The 22,121-nt window shown below is 39.5% G+C and carries 22 protein-coding genes; 13 read left to right on the plus strand and 9 right to left on the minus strand.

The features are described 5' to 3' along the window. Window positions 1–12: 12 nt before the first annotated feature. The 3 genes from DX933_RS14620 to DX933_RS14630 all read left to right on the plus strand — a co-directional run bounded on the left by DX933_RS14620 (window position 13) and on the right by DX933_RS14630 (window position 2,153). Window positions 13–801: a flagellar hook-basal body protein gene (locus DX933_RS14620; protein ID WP_123317169.1), complete on the plus strand. Its 789-nt coding sequence runs from the start codon at window positions 13–15 to the stop codon at window positions 799–801. A gap of 44 nt (window positions 802–845) precedes the next feature. Then, the gene (locus tag DX933_RS14625; RefSeq protein WP_123317170.1) at window positions 846–1,679 is read left to right on the plus strand and encodes a flagellar hook-basal body protein; all 834 of its coding nucleotides are present in this window, start codon (window positions 846–848) and stop codon (window positions 1,677–1,679) included. A 78-nt stretch (window positions 1,680–1,757) separates the two neighbouring features. Next, on the plus strand, window positions 1,758–2,153 hold the full coding sequence (locus tag DX933_RS14630; protein WP_223805984.1) for a DNA-directed RNA polymerase subunit beta: 396 nt from the start codon (window positions 1,758–1,760) through the stop codon (window positions 2,151–2,153). Window positions 2,154–2,203: 50 nt separating this feature from the next. Here the strand turns inward: DX933_RS14630 and DX933_RS14635 are convergent, their stop codons facing one another. Then, window positions 2,204–2,350 (minus strand): lmo0937 family membrane protein, encoded by a 147-nt coding sequence (locus DX933_RS14635; RefSeq protein WP_123317172.1) that lies wholly within the window; start codon window positions 2,348–2,350, stop codon window positions 2,204–2,206. A gap of 143 nt (window positions 2,351–2,493) precedes the next feature. Between DX933_RS14635 and fabZ the strand changes: the two genes are divergently transcribed. Beyond that, on the plus strand, window positions 2,494–2,910 hold the full coding sequence (gene fabZ / locus DX933_RS14640; RefSeq protein WP_123317173.1) for a 3-hydroxyacyl-ACP dehydratase FabZ: 417 nt from the start codon (window positions 2,494–2,496) through the stop codon (window positions 2,908–2,910). Window positions 2,911–3,051: 141 nt separating this feature from the next. After that, on the plus strand, window positions 3,052–3,285 hold the full coding sequence (locus tag DX933_RS14645; RefSeq protein ID WP_123317174.1) for a hypothetical protein: 234 nt from the start codon (window positions 3,052–3,054) through the stop codon (window positions 3,283–3,285). Between the two features lie 167 nt (window positions 3,286–3,452). On the opposite strand, the gene DX933_RS14650 is transcribed toward DX933_RS14645, so the two are convergent. Together DX933_RS14650 and DX933_RS14655 are read right to left on the minus strand one after the other, a co-directional pair. Then, a complete protein-coding gene (locus tag DX933_RS14650) occupies window positions 3,453–3,977 on the minus strand; it encodes a CueP family metal-binding protein (RefSeq protein WP_123317175.1) in 525 nt (174 codons plus the stop codon). Window positions 3,978–4,011: 34 nt separating this feature from the next. Further along, window positions 4,012–4,716, minus strand: a complete 705-nt coding sequence (locus DX933_RS14655; RefSeq protein WP_123317176.1) for a cytochrome c biogenesis CcdA family protein — start codon at window positions 4,714–4,716, stop codon at window positions 4,012–4,014. A 294-nt stretch (window positions 4,717–5,010) separates the two neighbouring features. Between DX933_RS14655 and DX933_RS14660 the strand changes: the two genes are divergently transcribed. The 8 genes from DX933_RS14660 to DX933_RS14695 all read left to right on the plus strand — a co-directional run bounded on the left by DX933_RS14660 (window position 5,011) and on the right by DX933_RS14695 (window position 16,531). Then, entirely contained in the window at window positions 5,011–5,739 is a 729-nt protein-coding gene (locus tag DX933_RS14660) for an urease accessory protein UreH domain-containing protein (RefSeq protein WP_123317177.1), read from the plus strand. 14 nt (window positions 5,740–5,753) lie between these two features. After that, window positions 5,754–7,163: a sensor histidine kinase gene (locus tag DX933_RS14665; protein ID WP_123317219.1), complete on the plus strand. Its 1,410-nt coding sequence runs from the start codon at window positions 5,754–5,756 to the stop codon at window positions 7,161–7,163. Then, window positions 7,135–7,815 carry a response regulator transcription factor gene (locus DX933_RS14670; RefSeq protein WP_123317178.1) on the plus strand — a complete coding sequence of 227 codons (681 nt, stop codon included), beginning with the start codon at window positions 7,135–7,137 and terminating at the stop codon, window positions 7,813–7,815. Before DX933_RS14665 ends, DX933_RS14670 begins: the two co-directional genes overlap by 29 nt. Before the next feature lie 649 nt (window positions 7,816–8,464). After that, window positions 8,465–9,973, plus strand: a complete 1,509-nt coding sequence (locus DX933_RS14675; protein ID WP_123317179.1) for a multicopper oxidase family protein — start codon at window positions 8,465–8,467, stop codon at window positions 9,971–9,973. A gap of 262 nt (window positions 9,974–10,235) precedes the next feature. Then, window positions 10,236–10,715, plus strand: a complete 480-nt coding sequence (locus DX933_RS14680; RefSeq protein ID WP_123317180.1) for a competence protein ComK — start codon at window positions 10,236–10,238, stop codon at window positions 10,713–10,715. A gap of 348 nt (window positions 10,716–11,063) precedes the next feature. Beyond that, window positions 11,064–12,197, plus strand: a complete 1,134-nt coding sequence (gene tnpB / locus DX933_RS14685) for an IS200/IS605 family element RNA-guided endonuclease TnpB (RefSeq protein ID WP_123317181.1) — start codon at window positions 11,064–11,066, stop codon at window positions 12,195–12,197. A 377-nt stretch (window positions 12,198–12,574) separates the two neighbouring features. Then, entirely contained in the window at window positions 12,575–13,438 is an 864-nt protein-coding gene (locus DX933_RS14690; RefSeq protein WP_123317182.1) for an efflux RND transporter periplasmic adaptor subunit, read from the plus strand. Window positions 13,439–13,441: 3 nt separating this feature from the next. Next, window positions 13,442–16,531 carry an efflux RND transporter permease subunit gene (locus DX933_RS14695; RefSeq protein WP_123317183.1) on the plus strand — a complete coding sequence of 1,030 codons (3,090 nt, stop codon included), beginning with the start codon at window positions 13,442–13,444 and terminating at the stop codon, window positions 16,529–16,531. An 83-nt stretch (window positions 16,532–16,614) separates the two neighbouring features. On the opposite strand, the gene DX933_RS14700 is transcribed toward DX933_RS14695, so the two are convergent. The 6 genes from DX933_RS14700 to DX933_RS14725 all read right to left on the minus strand — a co-directional run bounded on the left by DX933_RS14700 (window position 16,615) and on the right by DX933_RS14725 (window position 22,016). Continuing rightward, on the minus strand, window positions 16,615–17,061 hold the full coding sequence (locus DX933_RS14700; RefSeq protein WP_123317184.1) for a universal stress protein: 447 nt from the start codon (window positions 17,059–17,061) through the stop codon (window positions 16,615–16,617). A 185-nt stretch (window positions 17,062–17,246) separates the two neighbouring features. Next, the gene (zwf, locus tag DX933_RS14705) at window positions 17,247–18,743 is read right to left on the minus strand and encodes a glucose-6-phosphate dehydrogenase (protein ID WP_190279537.1); all 1,497 of its coding nucleotides are present in this window, start codon (window positions 18,741–18,743) and stop codon (window positions 17,247–17,249) included. 137 nt (window positions 18,744–18,880) lie between these two features. Beyond that, window positions 18,881–19,330, minus strand: coding sequence for a threonine/serine exporter family protein (locus tag DX933_RS14710; RefSeq protein ID WP_123317220.1), 450 nt, complete (start codon window positions 19,328–19,330; stop codon window positions 18,881–18,883). A gap of 16 nt (window positions 19,331–19,346) precedes the next feature. After that, window positions 19,347–20,102: a threonine/serine exporter family protein gene (locus tag DX933_RS14715; RefSeq protein WP_223805985.1), complete on the minus strand. Its 756-nt coding sequence runs from the start codon at window positions 20,100–20,102 to the stop codon at window positions 19,347–19,349. Between the two features lie 421 nt (window positions 20,103–20,523). Continuing rightward, the gene (gene chbG / locus DX933_RS14720) at window positions 20,524–21,222 is read right to left on the minus strand and encodes a chitin disaccharide deacetylase (protein WP_123317186.1); all 699 of its coding nucleotides are present in this window, start codon (window positions 21,220–21,222) and stop codon (window positions 20,524–20,526) included. 68 nt (window positions 21,223–21,290) lie between these two features. Further along, window positions 21,291–22,016 (minus strand): GntR family transcriptional regulator, encoded by a 726-nt coding sequence (locus tag DX933_RS14725; RefSeq protein ID WP_123317187.1) that lies wholly within the window; start codon window positions 22,014–22,016, stop codon window positions 21,291–21,293. Window positions 22,017–22,121 lie beyond the last annotated feature (105 nt).

Genomic DNA, 22,121 nt, shown 5'->3' on the forward strand with positions numbered 1-22,121 from the left:
GGAGTTGTCATCTTGCTTAGAGGATTTTATACAGCTGCGAGCGGCATGATTGCACAGCAGCGCCGACAAGAAGCATTGTCTAATAATATTGCAAATGCTCAAACACCGGGCTTTAAAGCGGACCAAGCGTCATTGCGTGCATTTCCGGAAATGCTGTTGCATGAGATGGGCACGAAGCAAAGTCCATTAAAAAATGGGACAAACATGCCAGTAAATCGTCCTGTTGGTCCATTGAATACAGGTGTTTATGTACATGAGATACTACCTGATTTTTCACAGGGAGATATTCGTCAAACGGGTCTTCCAACAGATTTTGCATTGGTAGATGGCGCATATCCAGATGAAACTGGAAAAGCTTTTTTTACCATTCAAAATGCAGCTGGTGAAATTCGCTATACAAGAAACGGTAATTTCTCAGTGGACGGGGAAGGATTTTTAACGACAAACCAAGGCTATTATGTATTGAATCAGGCAGGTAATCGAATTCAAACAAATGGTCTTTCAGTAGACAATGGTATGGTGGAAACAGCTGGATTAGATTTAGGTATTGCCTATGTAGCGGAGCCGAATAGCTTAGCGAAGGAAGGCGAAGGTATTTACGCTGGAGAAGCGGAAAATATGCCACTCCAATCAAGCTATCAAGTAAAGCAAGGGTACCTGGAGCAATCCAATGTAGATACGATGCAAACCATGACAGAAATGATGAATTCTTATCGTATGTTTGAAACGAATCAGCGTGTATTAAAGGCCTATGATGAGAGTATGGGCAAAGCTGTTAATGAAATTGGTCGTATTGGTTAAAACTTGTAAATAATATGTGTTTTTCTGTGTAGGAGGAATAAAGAATGTCACGGACAATGATCCAGGCAGCTGCAACAATGAATCAGCTCCAAAATAAACTAGATCTCATTGGTAATAATATGGCAAATAGTCAAACAGCAGGTTATAAAAGTAGACAAGCTGAATTTTCTTCTTTGCTTTACCAGCAAATCAATAATATGCAGCATCCAGCTAATATGGATGGACGTACGACTCCCAATGGGGTTCGTGTTGGTTCTGGGGCAGCTCTTGGCTCTATTCGTTCAGACTTAACGCTCGGATCCGTGAACCAAACGGGACGAGGCTTAGATATAGCTCTACTACAGCCACAGCATTTTTTACAAGTGCAAGTTCAAGCTGATGATGGTCAAATGGAAACCCATTATACAAGAGATGGTGCTTTGTATTTGTCACCGACAGCAGATCAGACTGCAGTCACGCTTGTAACAAGTGAAGGTAATCCAATCCTGGGCGTAAACGGTCCGATTGTGATTCCAGATGGATTTGAAGATATTTCAATCGATACAAATGGAAGCATCCATATTTATAGAAATGGAATGGAACAAACAGTTGGTCAGCTTGCGTTAGTAGAAGCTGTTCAACCACATTTACTGGAAGCAGTAGAGCATAATCGTTTCCGTATCCCTGTAATAGATGGTGCGCCATATGACGTTAATCAATTGATGCAAGCGGTACAGCCTGTTACAAATGTACTGGAGAGTGGTGCATTGGAGCAATCCAATGTTGATCTATCCGAACAAATGACAGAGATGCTAATGACCCAACGGGCGTACCAATTTAATGCAAGAACCATCTCGATGAGTGATCAAATGCTTGGACTCATTAATTCACTTCGCTAAGTGCCCAGTTTTATGAAATGCATGCTGAAGTGAACATTTACCCAAGTATTTTTCAGATGGATGAAGGAGAACCAAGCCATGTCAATAAAACAATCAGAAAGACCTGTAAAGGAAAGCAAGACGAAACAAAAGCAGACGAGCGCGAAACAATCAACAGCTGCCAAAGAGAGTCGCAATGAACGTGCAACGAGAAAAGAGCAGAAAGCGCTTCAAAAACAAGCAACTGATGCTGGTAATGTGACCAATCGCAAAAGTCAAAAAAAGCTTCGCAAACAAGAAAAACGCAGGAAGAAAAAACCGCGTCGGCGGGTCTTCCCAATTTGGCTACGCGTCATTATCATTCTTCTGCTTGCAGCTGCAGCCTTTATTATTGGAATAATGATTGGTTATGGCGTCATTGGAGAAGGAGTTCCAAAGGATGCATTAAACAAAGAGACATGGCAGCATATCGTTGACATTGTGAAGAAAAAATAATATAGGCATGATTGAAAAGGGCTTGCACCAAATGGATGCAAGCCCTTTGATTATGGTTTTCGTCCACCGGTAACCAAACGAATGATTAGGATAACAAGCGCAATAACAAGTAGAATGTGGACAAGTCCACCTGCGATTTTGAAAGAAAATCCTAGGATCCATAATATCAATAAAATACATATTAATGTCCAAAGCATGAACGATGCCTCCCCTCTACCGGAACGCTTCCAGTTAATAATATAGTTTTACCTCAAAATGCATATTTTCAAACATTTTTCTGCTATAATGAACAACATATATGTAGTAAGAATTGATATACATACGAGAGGAAGTGTAGGAAATGGAACTTGATATTAAAGAAATAATCCCACATCGATATCCATTTTTACTTGTAGATCGTGTCTTGGAAATGGAAGAAGGAAAACGCGTAGTCGGATTGAAAAATGTTTCCTTCAATGAACCTTTTTTTCAAGGGCATTTTCCAGAATATCCTGTTATGCCAGGTGTCTTAATTATTGAGTCACTTGCACAGGTTGGAGCAATCGCAGTTTTGGGAAAAGAAGAGAACAAAGGAAAGATAGGATTTTTAGCAGGGGTGGATAAATGTCGTTTTAAACGCCAGGTGAAGCCAGGTGACCAACTACGACTGGAAGTAGAAATTACTCGTGTGAAGGGGCCGATTGGTAAAGGGAAAGGCAAAGCTACGGTAGATGGTGAAGTCGCATGTGAAGCGGAAATAACATTTGCTATTAAATAAATCATAAATAAAAAAGCTGTTTCATTCCTTTGGGTGAAGCAGCTTTTTCTGTCTGTCATACTAACTTGATATATTTTTGTATGGATAGAAAAAAAACGGGCAAACTACCTTTGAAAGCGAACATACAAAGGAGGATGCTTCATGTTTAAGAAAGGTTTGATGAAGTTTGGTGTACTATTTTTGGCGTTATCATTAATTACTGCTTGTAATGTGAATGACGATAATAATGATAATGTACCAAATAATGACGATAATGTTCCGAACAACGAAGCACCAAACAATAACAATGATAACAACAACGATAACCTGGAAGAAGATTTAAATCAAGACCTGAACGAAGATGTGGATGATGGCAACCGTGACACGAATCGCTAATACATTTCGTGTAAGAAGCAGTCTGGGTTAAACCTAGGCTGCTTTTTTGAGTAAGATGACGCACGAATGAAATTCAACGTAACTTAGAATAGAAAAGAATCGAATCTTTGATAAGATTCGATTCAAATCACATAGCGAATGTATTTCATTTACAGTTACTTGAAATATTAAATTAATTGCATGGTTGTAATGCAAGTATTGTCGCCTTCAAAAGTAGAAATCTCAGATTCAACGGTTTTTGAATCATATTGGATCTTTACTTGAAAGTTTTTGTCACGTGGTAACCATAAATCGATAAAGCCATTTTTCAGTGAAGTCAGCTTTTCATCAATGATGATATTACCATCCTCATCTTCAATAAATACATCGAATTCTTTTTCTGCTAATTCCCCTTGACAGCCGGTTAAACTATGAATGCTGCAAGGATGGGTCTCCTGAACAAATGGTGCAATGGAGACAAAGAACTCATCCTCTGGCAGGTCATATGTGGTCTCCTTATCTTTGGCATCTGTTACAATAAGCTCCTCAGAAGTGATGGAGGCGGAAACCTCATCATTTGAAACCTTCGTACTGTATTCCTCAACCATTTTCTTAATATCCTTCGTTTCACCTTTGTCAGATGTGTCCTCACCACATGCAGCCATTATGAATAGAAACGTGAATCCGAGTAAGATCAATATACTTTTTTTCATCATGAACACTCCTCGTATAGTATATTTAGACTATTTATAAACCATAAAAGCCAAACCAACCTGCCAAAAATGAGGTTAATTTGGTCATCCAGTCAAAGTACAACGCAATTCCCATGAAAATCATCATGTAGCCACCGACTTTAACGAATAGGCGACTATGTTTTTTAAACCATTTTAATTTCCCTACAAAAAAGGCTAACAATAAAAATGGAATAGAAAAACCTAATACATAACTGATCATCATCACCATACCAATTTCAGGATTGGTTGCAGCTAAAGATAATACAATTGCTAAGATTGGTCCCATACAAGGTGTCCATCCCAACGAAAAAGCCATACCAATAATAAAAGAACCCACAAATCCTCCAGGGCGATTTTTAAAGGCAATGGTTTTATTTTTCATTAGAAACTTGAAGTTGAGAATACCAACAATTACTAATCCGAAAAAAATAATTAAAATAGCTCCGATTTGTCTAATAATCCCCTGGTACGTTAGTAGAAATTCAGATAGAAGTGATGTGGTAAATCCAATCATTATAAAAACACTTGAAAACCCGAATAGAAATAAAACAGTGTGTAAAATAGCCTTTTTATTTAAACCCTTATTTTCTTCACTTATTTCACTGACGCTCATTCCAGTAATATAGGATAGAAATGCAGGGTAAAGTGGCAATACACAAGGTGAAATAAAAGAAAGGAAACCAGCACCAAAAGCTAGAAATATGTTAATCTCCGCCAAAATATCAAGCCCCTTTTTTAATAGACATCCACCCTTATTATATTACGAGCTCGTCTTATTTTAGACGCAACATGTGCATAAATTGTCAAGATATATTGTAGTCTTTATGAACGGACTCATTTTTGTGACAAATCGCCGTAAATTCATACATTCTTGATATTTGAATTGTATACTAGGGAAGGGAAACGGGCGTATTTATGGACTATGATTTGAGCAAGGCTGAATCATCATTTGCTCGGAAATTGGTACTTAGATTCGATGCATGAGAAGTTTTGGTGTAATGGAGGGAGAACGTTGTTTGACTTCTTTAATCAAATGAGCCAAGCTTTAAGCGGACCTATACATGGAATTGCTTATGGATTTGAGCATATCCCATTATTATTTGCTTTCTTTTTAGGATTGGTTGGGGCTGTGGCTCCATGCCAGCTAACGAGTAATGTGAGTGCAATCACGATATATGGCAACAAGACAATAAAAGAGCAGATTCCCTGGTTACATATATGTCTATTTATATTGGGGAAGCTTGTCGTCTTTTCCTTGCTGGGTATGCTGATTTGGATGCTGGGGAATGAAGTGAAGAACACGCTCGTACCATTCTTCCCCATGATAAGAAAAGCAATTGGACCAATACTTATTGTGATTGGTTTATTTATAGTAGGGGTATTTCAATTTAATAAATCCTTTGGCCGAATTAAGTTCCCTAAAAAATTAACAGATAGCTATGTTGGTAGTTTTTTAATGGGAGTTAGTTTTACATTGGCATTTTGTCCAACGATGTTCATTCTCTTTTTCATGACCTTAATGCCAATAGTATGGACGACATCCTATGGCGTGTTTTTGCCAGCTGTATTTGGGATTGGAACCTCCATCCCACTTTTGTTGGTGGTTTTTTTGATTTGGTATGTTGGCGCGAGTGGCGTAATCTTGAAGAAAAGCAGAAAAATAGGTGTCATTACCCAAAAAATTGCTGGTGGATTACTGATAGGGATTGGTCTATTTGATACATTAACCTATTGGTTGTAGAGAGGACAAAAATGATGTTTAATAAATTGTCTTTAAAAATAGGATTATTGTTTTTCGTGTTTATTGTCATTATTGAAGCATTTCTTTTTTTCATTTTATATACAAACCTTGTCAATGATCGTATCGATGAAATCATGAATAATTTATTAGCGCGGGCCAATACACATCGGGACGTATTAGAGGATGATTTCACCCCTTCCACTTTAGAGCATGTGGGCGTAATGGAATCTGCTTCAGATTTTGCTGTTATCGTTACAGATGCAGCTGGAAAAATCATGATTGCTTCAGATCCGGTTGAAAGTGAAATGAAGGATGTCATTCGTCACAATGATTATAAAAACATTCCTACAATGGGTAAAATTATTGAGGATCGTTGGGATGAAAAGAAGTATATTGTAGCAGATAGTCCGATTACAATAGAAGGCGCTCATCAAGGACATGTATTCATGTTTGCCCATACCAATATTGTTAAAAATACAGTAGATCATTTAAGTAATCAGTTTTTCTTAGTAGGGCAAATGACCGTTCTGTTGACGATTATTACTATTTTTATATTATCTCGGTTTATTACATTACCATTAATTAAGATGAAAGAAGCAACAGAGCAACTAAGTAAAGGGAAAACCAAAGTTGATTTATCTACAGATCGCCGGGATGAGCTTGGAGAATTAGCACGTTCCATCATGTCTTTATCCAGTGATCTCGAACGGTTAAAAAAGGATAGGAATGAGTTTCTTGCAAGTATTTCTCATGAGTTACGAACACCATTAACGTATATTAAAGGGTATGCAGATCTGATCAGCAAACGAGACTTTTCCGATGAAGAACAGAAAGAATATCTATATATTATCCAAGAAGAGACAGAGCGTGTTACAGTACTGGTCAAAAATCTATTCGATTTGGCAAAAATGGATGAGAATACGTTCGTTATTTATCCTGAAAATATACAATTAAGCCAATTGATTCATAGCATTGAAGAGCGAATGAGACCAGTTATCGAACAAAAGAATATCCGTTTTGTCGTGTCCTGTCCGGAAAATCTGGATGTGAAGCTTGATCCTAAACGAATGCAGCAGGTCTTGATAAATGTGCTGGACAACGCTAGCAAGCATACCAGGGAAGGAAAGAAAATAGCTTTAGAGGTGAGTCAAACCGATACCGATGTTGTTATTACGGTTTCGGATGAAGGGGAAGGTATACCTGACGCGGATTTACCATATATATTTGATCGCTTATACCGAGTGGAAAAATCTCGTTCCAGAGAAAGTGGTGGGACAGGGATAGGGCTGGCAATTGCGAAAGAAATTATCGAAGCGCATGGAGGAACGATAGCGATACGAAGTGAGCTGGCAAAAGGAACGACCGTAATCATTTCATTAAGGAGAGGCCATATCGATGAGGAAAGTGCTATTAGTAGACGATGAAAAAAGAATGCTGGATTTATTAGCATTATATCTACAGCCACATAACTATGAATGTATGAAAGCATCTGATGCAAACGAAGCGCTGCAATTATTAGAGGAAAAATCCTTTGATTTGGTATTACTCGACATCATGATGCCCGGAATGGATGGTTGGGAGCTATGTAAGGAAATTAGAAACATGTCAGATATCCCAATTATCATGGTTACTGCCCGTGAGCAGAAAGCAGATATCATTAAAGGGCTAAAGCTGGGAGCGGATGATTATATAATCAAGCCTTTTAATGAAGATGAGTTATTGGCCAGGATGGAAGCTTTATTACGGAGACAAGCCCCAACCCATGCCATTGAATGGAATGGATTACGTTGGGATGAAATAAAATATGAATTAACGTATCAAGGCAGATCCATCAAACTAACGCCGAAAGAATTTGCCATGATTGGACTATTAATGAAAAATCCCAATCAAGTATTTGAAAGAGAGCGACTCATCGAGTTGATCTGGGGTTTTGAATCAGAAACAGGTGGAAGAACGGTGGACTCCCATGTTCGAAATATTAGAGATAAAATCCGTCAATCCGGTTTTCCGATAGATGACCATTTTATTACAGTTTGGGGTATAGGCTATAAATGGATTCATGCACCACATGGATAGACACAAGAAAGGGGAACTTTCCGATTGCCGGGAGGTTCTCCTTTCCTTGTATAAAATAGTACATTTCCCTCGTTTATCACAGATTAACTGGCTGTAAGATCCCACATCAAGAATTTTTGTTGATAATAAATATTGTCAGCGGGGATCAACAGCCAGTAAAGGCCTGATTGGTTCAACTAACAATCAGTGGGGGAAGTGCGAATATCCCCACTGATTGAAGTTTCACTTTATCACAGATTAACTGGCTGTAAGATCCCACATCAAGAATTTTTGTTGATAATAAATATTATCAGCGGGGATCAACAGCCAGTAAAGGCCTGATTGGTTCAACTAACAATCAGTGGGGGAAGTGCGAATATCCCCACTGATTGAAGTTTCACTTTATCACAGATTAACTGGCTGTAAGATCCCCACTTCAGAAGTTTTTGTTTATAACAAGAACAGTAAGTGGGGTATTGAAGATTCACATTATCTGGTGTGTAGCATGCACGAATTCTTGATAATGATTCGGTATGATGGGTGCAGGAAAATGTATGGAACGGGGGGGAAAAGGGTTATACAATTGGATGAAAGCTATTGCATATGAGTCTAGTTGAACGTTCAATATGCAAAGCGATACAAAATATTCAACGCATAAAGGAGTAAGAAAATGAAACGAAAGCTATTCATCTTTATAGGCTTGCTGTTGTTACTCGCGGGCTGCAAAAGTCCGTCTACAAATCAACCTTCCAGTAAACCGGTGGAGCATGGAAATATGCATAGTGAAGATAGTATGGGAATGGACCATGAGAATATGGAAGGGATGCAAGGACATATGGATCATGATGATATCCCTCCACTTCAAGCATCAAAAGGAATAAAGGAGCTCACAATCCCACCCTTGTTGGAAAAAAAGCAGGATGCTGATTATGACTATGAGGTAGTAGCTCAGGAAGGCATAACTGAATTTTTTGAGGATGGCGCAACGAAAACATATGGATATAATGGTGATTTGCTGGGGCCAACTATGCGGCTTAAGAAAGGTGAAACGGTAAAAGTTAAAGTGAGGAATGAACTGAAAGAACCAACAACATTTCATTGGCATGGCCTTGAAGTGCCAGGAAGTGAGGATGGTGGTCCAAGCAAAGTCATTCAGCCAGGCGAAACGAAAATGGTTACCTTAAAAGCAGATCAGCCGGCAGCAACCTTATGGTATCACCCACATCCGCATGAATTGACGGCAAAGCAAGTTTTTAAAGGACTTGCAGGAATGCTATATGTCACCGATACAGATGAAGACGCCACTGCCTTACCACATACATATGGTGTCGATGATATTCCGCTTATTTTTCAAGATCGACTCTTTGACGGAGAACAGCTTAACTATGACGGTTTGATGAATAACGATGGAACAATTGGGGATATTTCAATCGTTAATGGCACCATGAATCCGAAGCTGACCATCACACAACCAATCATGCGCTTTCGAATCCTGAACGGTGCGAATGCTCGAAACTACACCTTTCGTTTAAGCAATGCGGGCACATTTACCCAGATTGCCTCAGATGGTGGATTATTAAGTGAACCGATTGAAACCGAAGAGATAACTTTATCACCGTCGGAACGTGCCGAAATTTTAATTGACTTTTCGAAAATGGACCCTCATGAACCAATTGCCATCACCGATGAAGCGGGAAATGCTTTGTTACCTTTTGAATGGAAGATAGATGAAAGTACAGAGAAGTTGGATGCGGCAGCTTGGACAGATAATACTCCGTTTCTCTCGGAGGAAGAGAAGTCATTACCAGTCAGCAAGGAGATTGAATTGTTTGGGATGATGGATAAGGTTACGATAAATGGGAAAAAATTTGATCCAAACCGGATTGACTTTAGGCAGGAAAAAGGTGTTTCAGAGGTTTGGGAAATTTACAATAAACCGGACATGATGGGAGGAATGATTCATCCATTCCACATCCATGGTACACAATTCAAAATCATATCCCGTGATGGAAAAGAGCCTGAACCACATGAACGTGGCTGGAAGGACAGTGTATTGATTGAACCGGATGAACGAGTTAAACTGCTTGTTACTTTCCCGGAAGAGGGGATTTATATGTATCATTGCCATATTCTTGAGCATGAAGATAATGGTATGATGGGTCAAGTAGAAGTATATTAAAGCAAAGGCTGTACAGACATCTTGTGATGGCACTGTACAGCTTTTATCACAGATTAATAGCCAGTAAAGGCCTGATTGGTTCAACTAACAATCAGTGGGGAAGGGGCAAAAACCCCCACTGATTGAAGTTTCACTTCATATCCTTCAAATTCATATTATAAATTAAATTATCTAAATAAATAGATTTTTATTATTTTGTGTAGTATACTAAACAGTATATAGGCATTTTGAACTATGAATACACTGAAAAAGAGGGAGATATATGTGGAGGAAGAAGCTGGATCCCCTTCGTATTACATGGAACACGAAGGCAATAGTGGCTGTGGAACATGCGTATTATCGATCTGCTATTCTGAATCAGCATGAGAAACACTTGACGGTGAAATCAGTGAAGGAAATTATGAATTATAATTGCAAAAAGTTTGGTGTTCCCTACGAAAGGCAAAAATCAAATATAAAAACGAATTATAAAATACATAATAAAATACCTATTCCTATTTCCACAAAATATGGGGTATACATGGTCCCTATTAAGTCTGAAAGAAATCCAAAATGCGTGTTTTTGAATTATTATCAGGTCTATACGACAGAGGCATTTAAACAACGAACGATTGTCCATTTTTATGATGATACGAGACTGGAAGTAGATGTATCAGAGAATACGGTGAGCCAGCAGTTGAATCGGACAGGAAGGATTATTGCGAATGATGTTCGTGAACTATTTTATGCTCGCTCCAATTAAATATAATTGGTTTCATATGAACTGCGTGCCATCAGCAAATGATACCGCAGTTTTTTATTTTTGATTGATATATAAAGGTTTTTCATCCTTTTCGTTTATCAAAAACAGGCGAGAAAACTCCTTCTTCAAGCGCGTGAAGGGCAAAGCCCAGCGATAAGTGGGAGATGAATCGCCTTCGGACAAGGGATTGCTTTAGCAATCTCAATTGTCCGACAGCTTGAAAGCATATGTAATGTGAAAACTTCATTTAGTGGGGCTTGAAACAATTAATTATTCTCCTGAAAACGTTGTCTGAACAGTATTTGTATGATATAATAGAACAAATGTTCCCGTTAAAGGAGGAATATCATGCTTGTTCATAAAGCCTATAGCTTTCGTATCTATCCGACGAAAAAACAAACAGAATTAATCAACAAAACCATTGGGTGCAGTCGCTTTGTTTTTAACCATTTTCTTGCGATATGGAATCATACGTACAACGAAACAGGAAAGGGATTATCCTACAACACTTGCTCTGCTCAATTACCCCAGCTAAAACAAGAATTGACTTGGTTAAAGGAAGTCGACAGCATCGCGCTTCAGTCATCACTACAAAATCTTGCAGACGCTTTCCTGAGATTTTTTAAGAAACAAAATAAAGCTCCACGTTTTAAATCCAAAAAGAATCATGTGCAGTCTTATAAGACAAAACAAACGAACGGGAATATCGCGATTATCGAAAACAAAATCAAGCTTCCTAAACTAGGTCTCGTTCGATTTGCCAAAAGTCGTGAAGTTCGTGGACGGATCATACATGCAACCATAAGAAGAAACCCAACTGGCAAATATTTTGTTTCGATTTTAGCAGAAACAGAAATAAGTGAACTTCCGAAAACACATGCTGCGATTGGGATAGATTTAGGCATTACTGATTTTGCGATTTTTTCTGATGGCCAGAAAGTAGATAACAACAAGTTTACAACAAAAATGGAAAAGAAATTAAAAAGAGAACAGCGAAAGCTAGCAAGACGCGCATTAAACGCAAAAAAGAACGGTATACCTCTTTTTGAAGCTAAAAATTATCAAAAACAAAAGCGAAAAGTAGCTAGATTGTATGAAAAAGTGATGAATCAACGTAACGACTTTTTAAATAAGTTAACCACAGAGATTATCAAAAACCACGATATCATCTGTATTGAGGACTTAAATGTCAAGGGAATGTTACGGAATCACAAGCTGGCAAAAGCAATCTCTGATGTATCCTGGTCTAGTTTTGTCACTAAATTACAGTATAAAGCTGACTGGTATGGCAAAACAATCGTGAGAGTAAGCAGATGGTTTCCATCCAGCCAAATATGTTCTGGATGTGGACATCAGGACGGCAAGAAGTCACTTAAAAGTAGAAGCTGGTCCTGTTCCGTTTGTTTCACTCCTCACGATCGTGATATAAATGCCAGCAAAAACATATTGGCTGAAGGATTGCGCATACAAGCGCTAGCTTAAGCAAAGTTCACCAAGAACCGCAGGGACTGCGGGGATAGCTCGGTTAATAAGAGAAACCGCTGACTATCGGTGTATACCGCTATAGTTAAGTATGCTCTGTTCCCAAGAATCCCCCACTTCAATCAGACCGTAAGGTCGATAAGTGGCGGGTAGTTCAACTTGTCATGGTACATGCAGTCCATGTATACTTATGAAAGTTATCATTTACTTTTTTATAAGTCACCAGATGGATTGGCGTGATTAATAGCAAGGGAATAAGCGTATATTTTCAAAGCTGATTTAACTGGTATTCTATTTATAGAATTTGAAATAATCATAATTGTTTCACCACATAAAAACAGCGTTCATAATGACAGATTTAACGAGGAGCTGACGATATGAAAAAACGACGTCTACTACTTGTAGCGGCATTCCTTATAAGTGTGCTTGCTGCTTGTACAGAAGCTGATGATACAAAGGATAAAACGGAAGAAGCGAAAGAAACACCAGTGGAGGTTACTGAGGCAAAAGAGGATAGCTTGACAGTTGTTCGTACTGCTTATGCACGAGCGGAGGCCAACCGATTGACTCCAGTTTCGTTAGAATCTCCAGGTGAATTGGAATCCATTGACGTGAAGGAAGGTACTGTAGTAAAGAAAGACGATGTGATTGCAACCATCAAGACGCCAGTTGGCAATCAAACCATTCGTGCATCAAAAGCTGGAACCATTGTGAATTTACAGGCAGAAACTGGTGACATGGTATCTGGAGAGGATCCGTTGGCAATGCTTGCAGACTTGGATAAGATGAAGCTCACATTTACGATAAGTGCTGCACTACATAGTAAATTGAAAGTGGATGATGAACTGGATGTCGAGCTTTCAGATAAGGCATATAAGGCGAAGGTGACACATGTTGCATCTATGCCAAATGATACGGGATTATTTCCAGTGGAAGTAACCGTGAAAACAGAGGATAAAGATATTTTGATAGGTACGGTTGCTAAAGTAAATATTCCCGTCACAAAAGTAAAGAAAGCAATTATTATTCCCACGGAGGCAATTGTAGATGAGGGCGACGCATCGTATATTTTTATCGTCCGTGATCATCATGCTGAAAAGTTAGAAGTGGAAGTACTGGAGTCACAGTCTAGTCAGTCAGCGATAAAAGGAGATGTCCAAGCAGCTGATGAGATTGTCACATCTGGAATGCAAGGACTGGAAGATGGCGATAAGATTAAAGTCGTGGGAGTGGAGGGTTAAACTTTGAAGCTAGTAAATACTTCTGTGAAAAGACCTGTTGGCGTCATCATGATTGTGTTAGCAATTATTGCGCTTGGTGCTGTATCAGCACGGAATCTAGTTGTTGATTTGTTTCCTAAGATTGATCTGCCCGTTGCGGTCGTTGCTACTTCCTATCAGGATGCAGCACCACAGGAAATAGAGAATTTAATTAGTAAACCAATAGAATCCTCCATTAGCTCGGTAGAAGGAATCAATACGATTCAATCACGCTCTCAATCAGGGTCTTCGCTTGTACTAATGATGTTTAATAATGGTGTAGATCTGGATCAGGCTTTACTGGATGTTCGGGAAAAGATAGATCAAGTGAAGGGATTTTTGCCAGAACAGGCAGGAGATCCCCGGATTATGCGTTTTAGCCCGGAACAATTACCAGTAATGTGGCTAAGTGTTTCTGGTGGGGATACGGCCAAGCTAACGGAAATGGTTGAAGATCAGGTTGTGCCTTTTTTTGAAAGACAAAAAGGGGTTGCCTCAGTATCTGTTGAAGGCGGTAAAACAAGGGAAATTCAAATTGTATTGGATCAAGCGAAATTAACCGAATATGGTGTTAATCCACAAACGATTGTCCAAGCATTAAATAGTCAAAATAAGTCTGCTTCAGCTGGTCAGGTTGAAAAAGGAGATAAGGATCTGCAGCTTCGTGTAACAGGTGAGTTTACCTCTGTAGAGGATATAGAACAAACATTGATACAAACAGCTACAGATGCGACCATTCATTTAAGTGATGTAGCCAAAGTAGAGGATACATTCAAGGATGAAAATGCATTAACTCTTGTAAATGGGGAGCCGTCCATAGTACTATCTGTCATGAAAAAGGCAGATAGCAATACAGTGGAGGTCGCCAATGCAATTACGGATGGCATGGATGAAATACGCGATGAATTACCGGCGAATGTGGAATTAAAATCCATCATTGATACCTCTGAATTTATCCAAATGTCGATCGACTCTGTTATTAGTAATATTTTAATAGGCGGACTCATTTCCATATTCGTCTTACTGTTATTCTTGAAGAGTATACGTGCAACCATTGTAATCGGGCTTTCCATTCCAATTGCAATTATTTCAACCTTTACATTAATGTATTTCACTGGAGAGACATTAAATATTCTAACCCTTGGTGGATTGGCGTTGGGAATTGGTATGATGGTGGACAGTTCCATCGTAATACTGGAAAATATTTATTCCTATCGACAACAGGGCTATAGTCTCTTTGAATCTGCAACAAAGGGTGCCTCGGAGCTCGCTCCTGCAGTAATTGCATCCACGACAACAACTTTGGTCGTATTTTTGCCGATTGTGTACGTGGAAGGAATCGCTTCGGATATGTTTACCCCGTTGGCATTGACTGTATCCTTTTCATTAATCGCTTCACTCGTAGTGGCCGTGACACTGGTGCCAATGCTATCATCTAAATTGCTATCAAAAGCGATGGAGGATCACGGTAGACGTTATTGGTTTGATCGGTTTTTAGGCTGGGTAAATGCAGGTTATCGTAAAGCATTGAAGGGAGTACTGCGTTTCCGTATATTAACCATTTTTGTTACGATTTTGGCTATAGTGGGTAGTTTATTCCTTATCCCATTGATTGGAGCAGAATTTATTCCAGCTTCTGACCAAGGGCAAGTGGAGATTCGTGTGGAAACTGCTCCTGGGAGTTCCTTAAAACATACAGAATCATTAGTAGATGAAGTAAATGAAAAACTAAAGAACTATGATAAAGAAATTGAAACGAGCTATGTATCTGCTGGTGGTGGTGGCTTTGGCATGGGGGGTTCATCGACGAATGTCGCTACATTTACCATTCAGATGGTACCAGCAAGTGAACGAACAAAATCATCTGCCAGCATTGTACAGGAGTTGGATGCAGCTTTAGGTGATTTAGCTGGTGCGGAAATTACGGTTAGTGAAATGGAAGCTGGTATTGGGACGGGAAATCCAATTGAGATTGAATTGACTGGTCCAGAGCATGACGTCTTAAGGGAGTTAGCACAGCAAACGGTTCATGAAATATCTTCCGTTCATGGTGTGTTTAATCCGGAAACAGGGGCAACAGATGGTGTTCCACAGCTCAATATTTCTATTGATAAAGAATTAGCGGCTTTTCATGGCTTGACGGAAGAACAAATTCTAGGTCAAATTCAGCTTCAATTTACCGGGCAAACTGCTACACAGTACCGTGAAGCGGGCCATGAAATGGATGTTACGATGGTGTATCCAGAAAATGAACGGAGTACTATTAGTGATGTTGAGGATATGAAAATTAGTAGCCCAACTGGAGCCATGATTCCATTGGCTGAGGTTGCGAAACTTGAAGAAGTTCGTGGACCGGTCAGTTTGCAACGTCAAAATCAGCAGGCACAAATCAATGTGACGGCAGATGTTATAGAACGTGACTTGGCAAGTGTTTCAGCTGATGTGGAGAAAACGATGGATGCAATGAATCTTCCAGAAGGCTATAGCTATGAAATTGGCGGTCAAGTCCAGGATATGACGGAATCATTCTCTGATTTGGCGTTAGCTCTCGTCTTTTCCATCTTTCTAGTCTATGCGGTCATGGCGGTGCAGTTTGAGAACTTCCTGTTTCCATTTATCATTATGTTCTCTATGCCAGCAACTGTCATAGGTGTACTTGGTGGACTGTACGTTAGTAATTTGGCATTAAGTATTCCGGCCTTTATTGGAATCATCATGCTTGCAGGGATTGTCGTGAACAACTCCATTGTATTAGTCGATTATATTAATATATTGCGACGCAGGGGAATGGATCGGTATGAAGCAATTCTAAGTGCAGGCGTCAGCAGATTACGGCCAATTCTGATGACCACTTTGACAACAGTCCTGGCGATGATTCCATTGGGGCTTGCACTTGGTGAAGGAGCAGAAATGCAGCAGCCACTCGCCGTAACCATTATATTCGGATTGAGTGTCTCCACAATCTTTACATTATTTTTAATCCCGGTCGTGTATACAATGTTCGATGATTTAACAGCAAAAATAACTGGCCGGCATAAAAAGAAAAAACAAAAGGAACCAACTGAAAACCAGTAGGTCACATTTAATATAAAAAAGCGCAGGTAAGGGCTTCAAAAAAGATCCTAACCTGCGTTTTTTTAGCTGAAAATAATGATGCATTAAGGAACGATTGTGACCGGGCATGGGGCAGCATGAACGACGCCGTAACTGACACTGCCAAGCACCGTGCCTTTAATGGGTCCATGTCCACGGGATCCCATGATAATACAGTAAGCTCGGATATCTTTTGAGAAATCGGCTATTTCCTGTTTGGCACTGCCAATACGAATGAGTTTCTCGAATTCCACACCAGATTGATTTAGTTTGTCATCGTATTGTGCAAGGACAGAGGCCCCAAGCTCCAGTGAATATTCCTCGATTTCTTCAGTGCTGAAAAAACGTTTTACATTCGGTGTTTGTAAACGAGGCTGTACATGTATGACAAATAATTTGGCTTGGAGTATGTTTGCTTGTTCGATTGCGAAATCAAGTGCACGCTGCGCATTTTCAGAATCATCAACAGGAACGACAATCTGCTTTTTCATTATGTTTGGCAGGGGATTCATACCACCCTGCCTTCCCTCCCTTGTTTAATTATCATGGAAATGGACGATTATAATTCTACCTCTACTAATGCTATTCCCTATTTAGAATAGAAATACGGTTACAAAATAAGGAATTTTTTATACCGTTTATGAAAACAACACCCTCAAGGATGGCAAAACCATCTTCAAGGGTGTTGATTGATAAATCAATTTTCATGTTTGTCCTCGGTTACTGGCCACCAATGGAAGCCGTCTTTTTCCAATAATGCATCTGCTTCTTTAGGACCCATTGATCCAGCTGCATAATTTGGGAAGTTTGGTTGTTGCTCAGACCAAACGTTTAAGATGGAATCAATGAATCTCCAAGAGTATTTCACTTCATCCCAGTGGGTAAAGTTAGTTGCATCACCAATCATACAATCATGCAATAATTTTTCATAAGCTTCTGGGGTATTAATGCCGTCGACCCCGTTATTGGTGTAGGATAGCTTAATCGGCTCAGCCTGTGATCCCATACCTGCTTTTTTGGCATTTAAATAAAGGGTAATTCCTTCATTTGGATAAATATTAATGACAAGCAGATTTGGATTTTTTTCATTTTGATCCTTGTAATAGAGGTTCATTGGAATATCTTTGAATTCTACAACGATCTTTGTTGCTTTACCAGCCATTCTTTTACCGGTACGAATATAAAACGGCACACCAGCCCAGCGATAATTATCAATCATCACCTTACCAGCTAGGAAGGTTTCTGTATGTGATTCCTCTAGTTCACTCGCTTCCTGACGATAGCCATTCACTGCTTCTCCATCAATTTTACCGGGACCATATTGACCACGGACAAAATAGTCGCCCACTTCGTCTGGCTTCATTTGTCGCATAGCACGTAATACCTTTACTTTTTCTGAACGAATTTCCTTTGTTTCCAGCTTAATTGGTGGCTCCATGGCAAGCAGGGCAACCATTTGCAGCATATGGTTTTGTGCCATATCCCGCGTTGCACCGGAAATATCGTAATAATGTGCACGCTCTTCTACACCAAGTACTTCGCTTGAAGTGATTTGGATATTAGAAATGAAACGATTGTTCCATAAATGTTCAAATATTCCATTGGCAAAACGGATAACTTCAATGTTTTGCACCATTTCTTTACCTAGATAATGGTCAATTCGATATATTTGTTCTTCATCAAAGGCAGCACGAATTTCATTGTTTAATGCTTCAGCAGATGGCAGGTTATGGCCAAATGGCTTCTCAATTACAAGTCGGGTCCAGCCTGCACTACTATCCTTCAAGCCATACTGCGCGAGATTATTGGCAATACTGCCAAAAAACTCGGGTGCCATTGCCAAATAAAAGATTCTATTTCCATCTGTATCATAATGCCCTTCCAGCTCGGTTAAAAAGCTATTTAAGCTTTTATAATGCTCTACATCTGTGACATCAAATGGATGGTAGTAGAAATGGGAAGAAAATGCCTCTAAATCTTCATTAGAGGAAAGGGTATCGTTAATGGATTGCTCCACATTTTCTCGGAAAAGCTCATTGGACCATGGGCGGCGTCCGATTCCAACCACAGCAAAGTTATCACAGATTTTGCCATGCTGACAAAGACGATATATAGAAGGAAATAGTTTACGCTTGGCCAAATCTCCAGTTGCGCCAAAGATGATGATAATTGCTTTTGGCTTTAGTTGATTCATCAAGTAAAACGCCTCGATTCGTGGAATAATCCGTATTAGTTATTCTGCAAGTATTTTTCTTACAGCAATGTTGATAATCTTTTATTATTCTAAAGTTTAATACTAGTGAAAGCAAATAGTACGCAATCAAAAAAGTGCTAAGCTTGTCTATGACGTGTGGGCATCATCTTTTTAACGATTGTGTGTAATACCTCTGTAAATATGAGTCCAATCGCAATGCCGCTTGCTAACATCATTACTTTACTGGAAAGTTCAATCCCGATTAAATAATTGCCAACGACAAAATTCCGCATCGCATCATAAGCGATCCCACCCGGTACGAGGGGAATAATACCTGAAACATTGAAGATGATAATTGGTGATTTTTTGAAACGGGAAAAAAAGTGACTAAATGCAGCGACAACCATGGCACCAAGCACAGTTGCTGGTAGTACATCCATGCCATTTGCTGCCAAGGTATAGTACACAATCCAGCCAAGCATTCCCACAAAACCACATGCGATTAATAATTGTCTCGGTGCATTAAAGATGATGCCAAATCCAGCAGCTGCAATAAAACTGGCAATGAGCTGTATCCCAATATCCAACAATGCTAATCCCCCTTTAAACAAAAGCGAAGGCAATTGCTACCCCGGCACCAATCGCAAATGCGGTTAGTACAGCCTCTGCTCCTTTGGATAGTCCGGAAACAAGATGTCCTGCCATTAATTCACGGACGGCATTCGTAATATGGAGTCCAGGGACGAGTGGCATGACTGCACCAATAATGACCTTATCCAAATGCGTACCAAAGCCATGATGGACAAATATCAATGCACTAACCCCAATAAATACAGAAGCAAAAAAATCGGCAATAAATCGCATTTCTACTAAATGTAGAAAGCCAAGCATCCCTACATAGCCAATTCCACCTGCTAGAAAAGCTGGCAAAAAGTCAGACCATGCACCACCAAACATGATAGCAAATGCACCACTAACAAGCGCAGCAGCAATGGTCTGAAGCCAATAAGGGAATGTAAGCTTTTGTTTTTCCAATTCTTGTAGCACCTGTAGTGCTTCAAATCTAGATAATTCACCGGAAGCAATCGCTCGAGAAATACGATTGACCTCATCAATTTTATGTAAATCATTTGTTCGTTGATCAATCCGGATAAACACAGAGACATTTTCCAATTCACTTGAAAAATGAATCACTGTCGGTGTTGCATAGCTTTGGGCATGCTGCAGTCCAAAAGATTGTGCAATTCGATTCATCGTGTCCTCTACGCGATTCGTTTCTGCCCCGTTTTCTAACATAAGCTTACCAGCTAATAAACAAATACTAGCAATTGAATGATTAAATTTCACCAGTTCAACCAACCTTCGTCTCCATTCTATTCATAGTATAGCAGAGGATGGGGTGCGTGCAACTGGCATGCGGATTTGCAGGCGGAGATATAGGGGAGTATTCGGCGGTTTATACTAAATCATCTGTAACATAGAAAAGGTTGGGATAGCAAATGAACATGGCTTTTTCCCAACCTATCTAACAGCTTATTACAGATTAACAGCCAGTAATGGCCTGATTCGTTCAACTAACAATCAGTGGGGGAATTGCAAAAATCCCCCATGATTGAAGTTTCACTTTATCACAGATTAACTGGCTGTAAGACCCCTACTCCAATATTCTTTGTTGATGGCTAGAATTGTAAGCGGAGGGTCAACAGCCAGTAAAGGCCTGATTGGTTCAACTAACAATCCGTTGGGGAAGGGCCAAAACCCCACGGATTGAAGTTTCACTTTATAGCAATTCAATTCCTTCTGGTACGGATAGCTTACATAGAATATCCAGTTCTTTTTCACGATCTATCAGGTAGGAACTCGCATCGCGCAGGTCATCGTCTACATAAGCTGGATGGGTCATCACTTCTACTGTCGCTGCATTTAGCTCCTGTAGCGCTGTAAAAATATGCTCACTCACACCTTCAGCATAGAAATCCAACCACAATGATTCCGTTAATAATATTTCCGGGTGATTGCTAAGAGATGGTACGAATCGAACTGGTACGTTGTATTCGGTTGCTAATGCAATGACAATATCTTTCAAAGGTTCCCAGCCGTGAATATGATGATGACTGTCGATGTGATGGAGTGGCAAACCAGTAGCGATAAAAGCTTCAATCTGTGCGCGCCATTCCTTTTCCACTTCTTTTAGGTTCGGGATTTCCATCGACCGGTAGGTATTACGGAATTTAAACGTACCTTGTTCATTTAATAGCCCTGGAACATCATCATGAACCGGCTTCCCCCAAGATAGCACAAGATGAATTCCTACCTTTAAGTCTGGATGCTGTTTTGCCAGCTTAACCGCATGTTCTACTGCAAGGCCATTCATCATCATCGTTGTGGAACGAACAACCCCTTCACGGAATGCAGTTATAATCCCATCTGTTACACCCTTTGTCATACCAAAATCATCAGCATTGAATAATACTTTCATTTGGATTCCCTCCTGTAGATGATTTAATTCTATTTATACGATGTATCTATGGACAATCCTATAGTAAATTAATTGGCTGGATAATTTCGTTCAATTACAAAATGCGTTTTATCGCCTCGGAAATAAGAACGGGAAAATTCAATTTTTTTACCCGCTTCATTTTCCGCAATGGTTTCAATGTAGAAACAAGGCAAATGGTTCTCGCATTTTAAATGGGTACATAATAAATCGTCTGCAAATGTAATTTCCATATGTTCGATGGTCCGAGCGATGTGAACATCGTATGCTTCTCTTAAGGAAGCATACAAGGAAGTTTCCGCATGTTCTTGTGTTATTCCTGGTGCTACATCCCAAGGAATATAAGCAATTTCATATTGTGTTGGCTCCCCATTGGCTGTACGTACACGCTCAATGCGCTGGACTGGATCGTTTAATTCCACATCCAGTGATTGCTGCAGCTGTTTTGTTGCAGGTACAACAGAAATATTGATCAATTGAATATGTGCTTCCTTGCCTTGGACAGCCATCTGATCACTATACCGTTTTACGGTTTGTGTCAAAGTTTGTTTGACCTTTTGATCAGCCACAAAGGTGCCTTTTCCTTGTTGGCGCACCAAATACCCCTCAAGCGTAAGCTGATTTAATGCAGTTCGGACAGTTGTTCTACTCACATTAAAGTCCTTGCATAGTTCATGCTCCGTTGGGATTTTATCTCCTTTTTTATACTTATTTGTTTTAATACGATTCAATAATTCTTCCTTAATATAAGCATGTAGTGATTGTCCTTTTTCCATCGTAGATCTCCTTCATAAACCTTATAAATAAAGTGTACAAGAAAGGTATGATAATAACAACTAATTATAATTGTAATAACAATATAAAGTTTTTATTTTAAAATG

Origin of the sequence: Ornithinibacillus gellani, assembly GCF_003730295.1 — a bacterium.
Taxonomy (GTDB): domain Bacteria; phylum Bacillota; class Bacilli; order Bacillales; family Amphibacillaceae; genus Ornithinibacillus_A; species Ornithinibacillus_A gellani.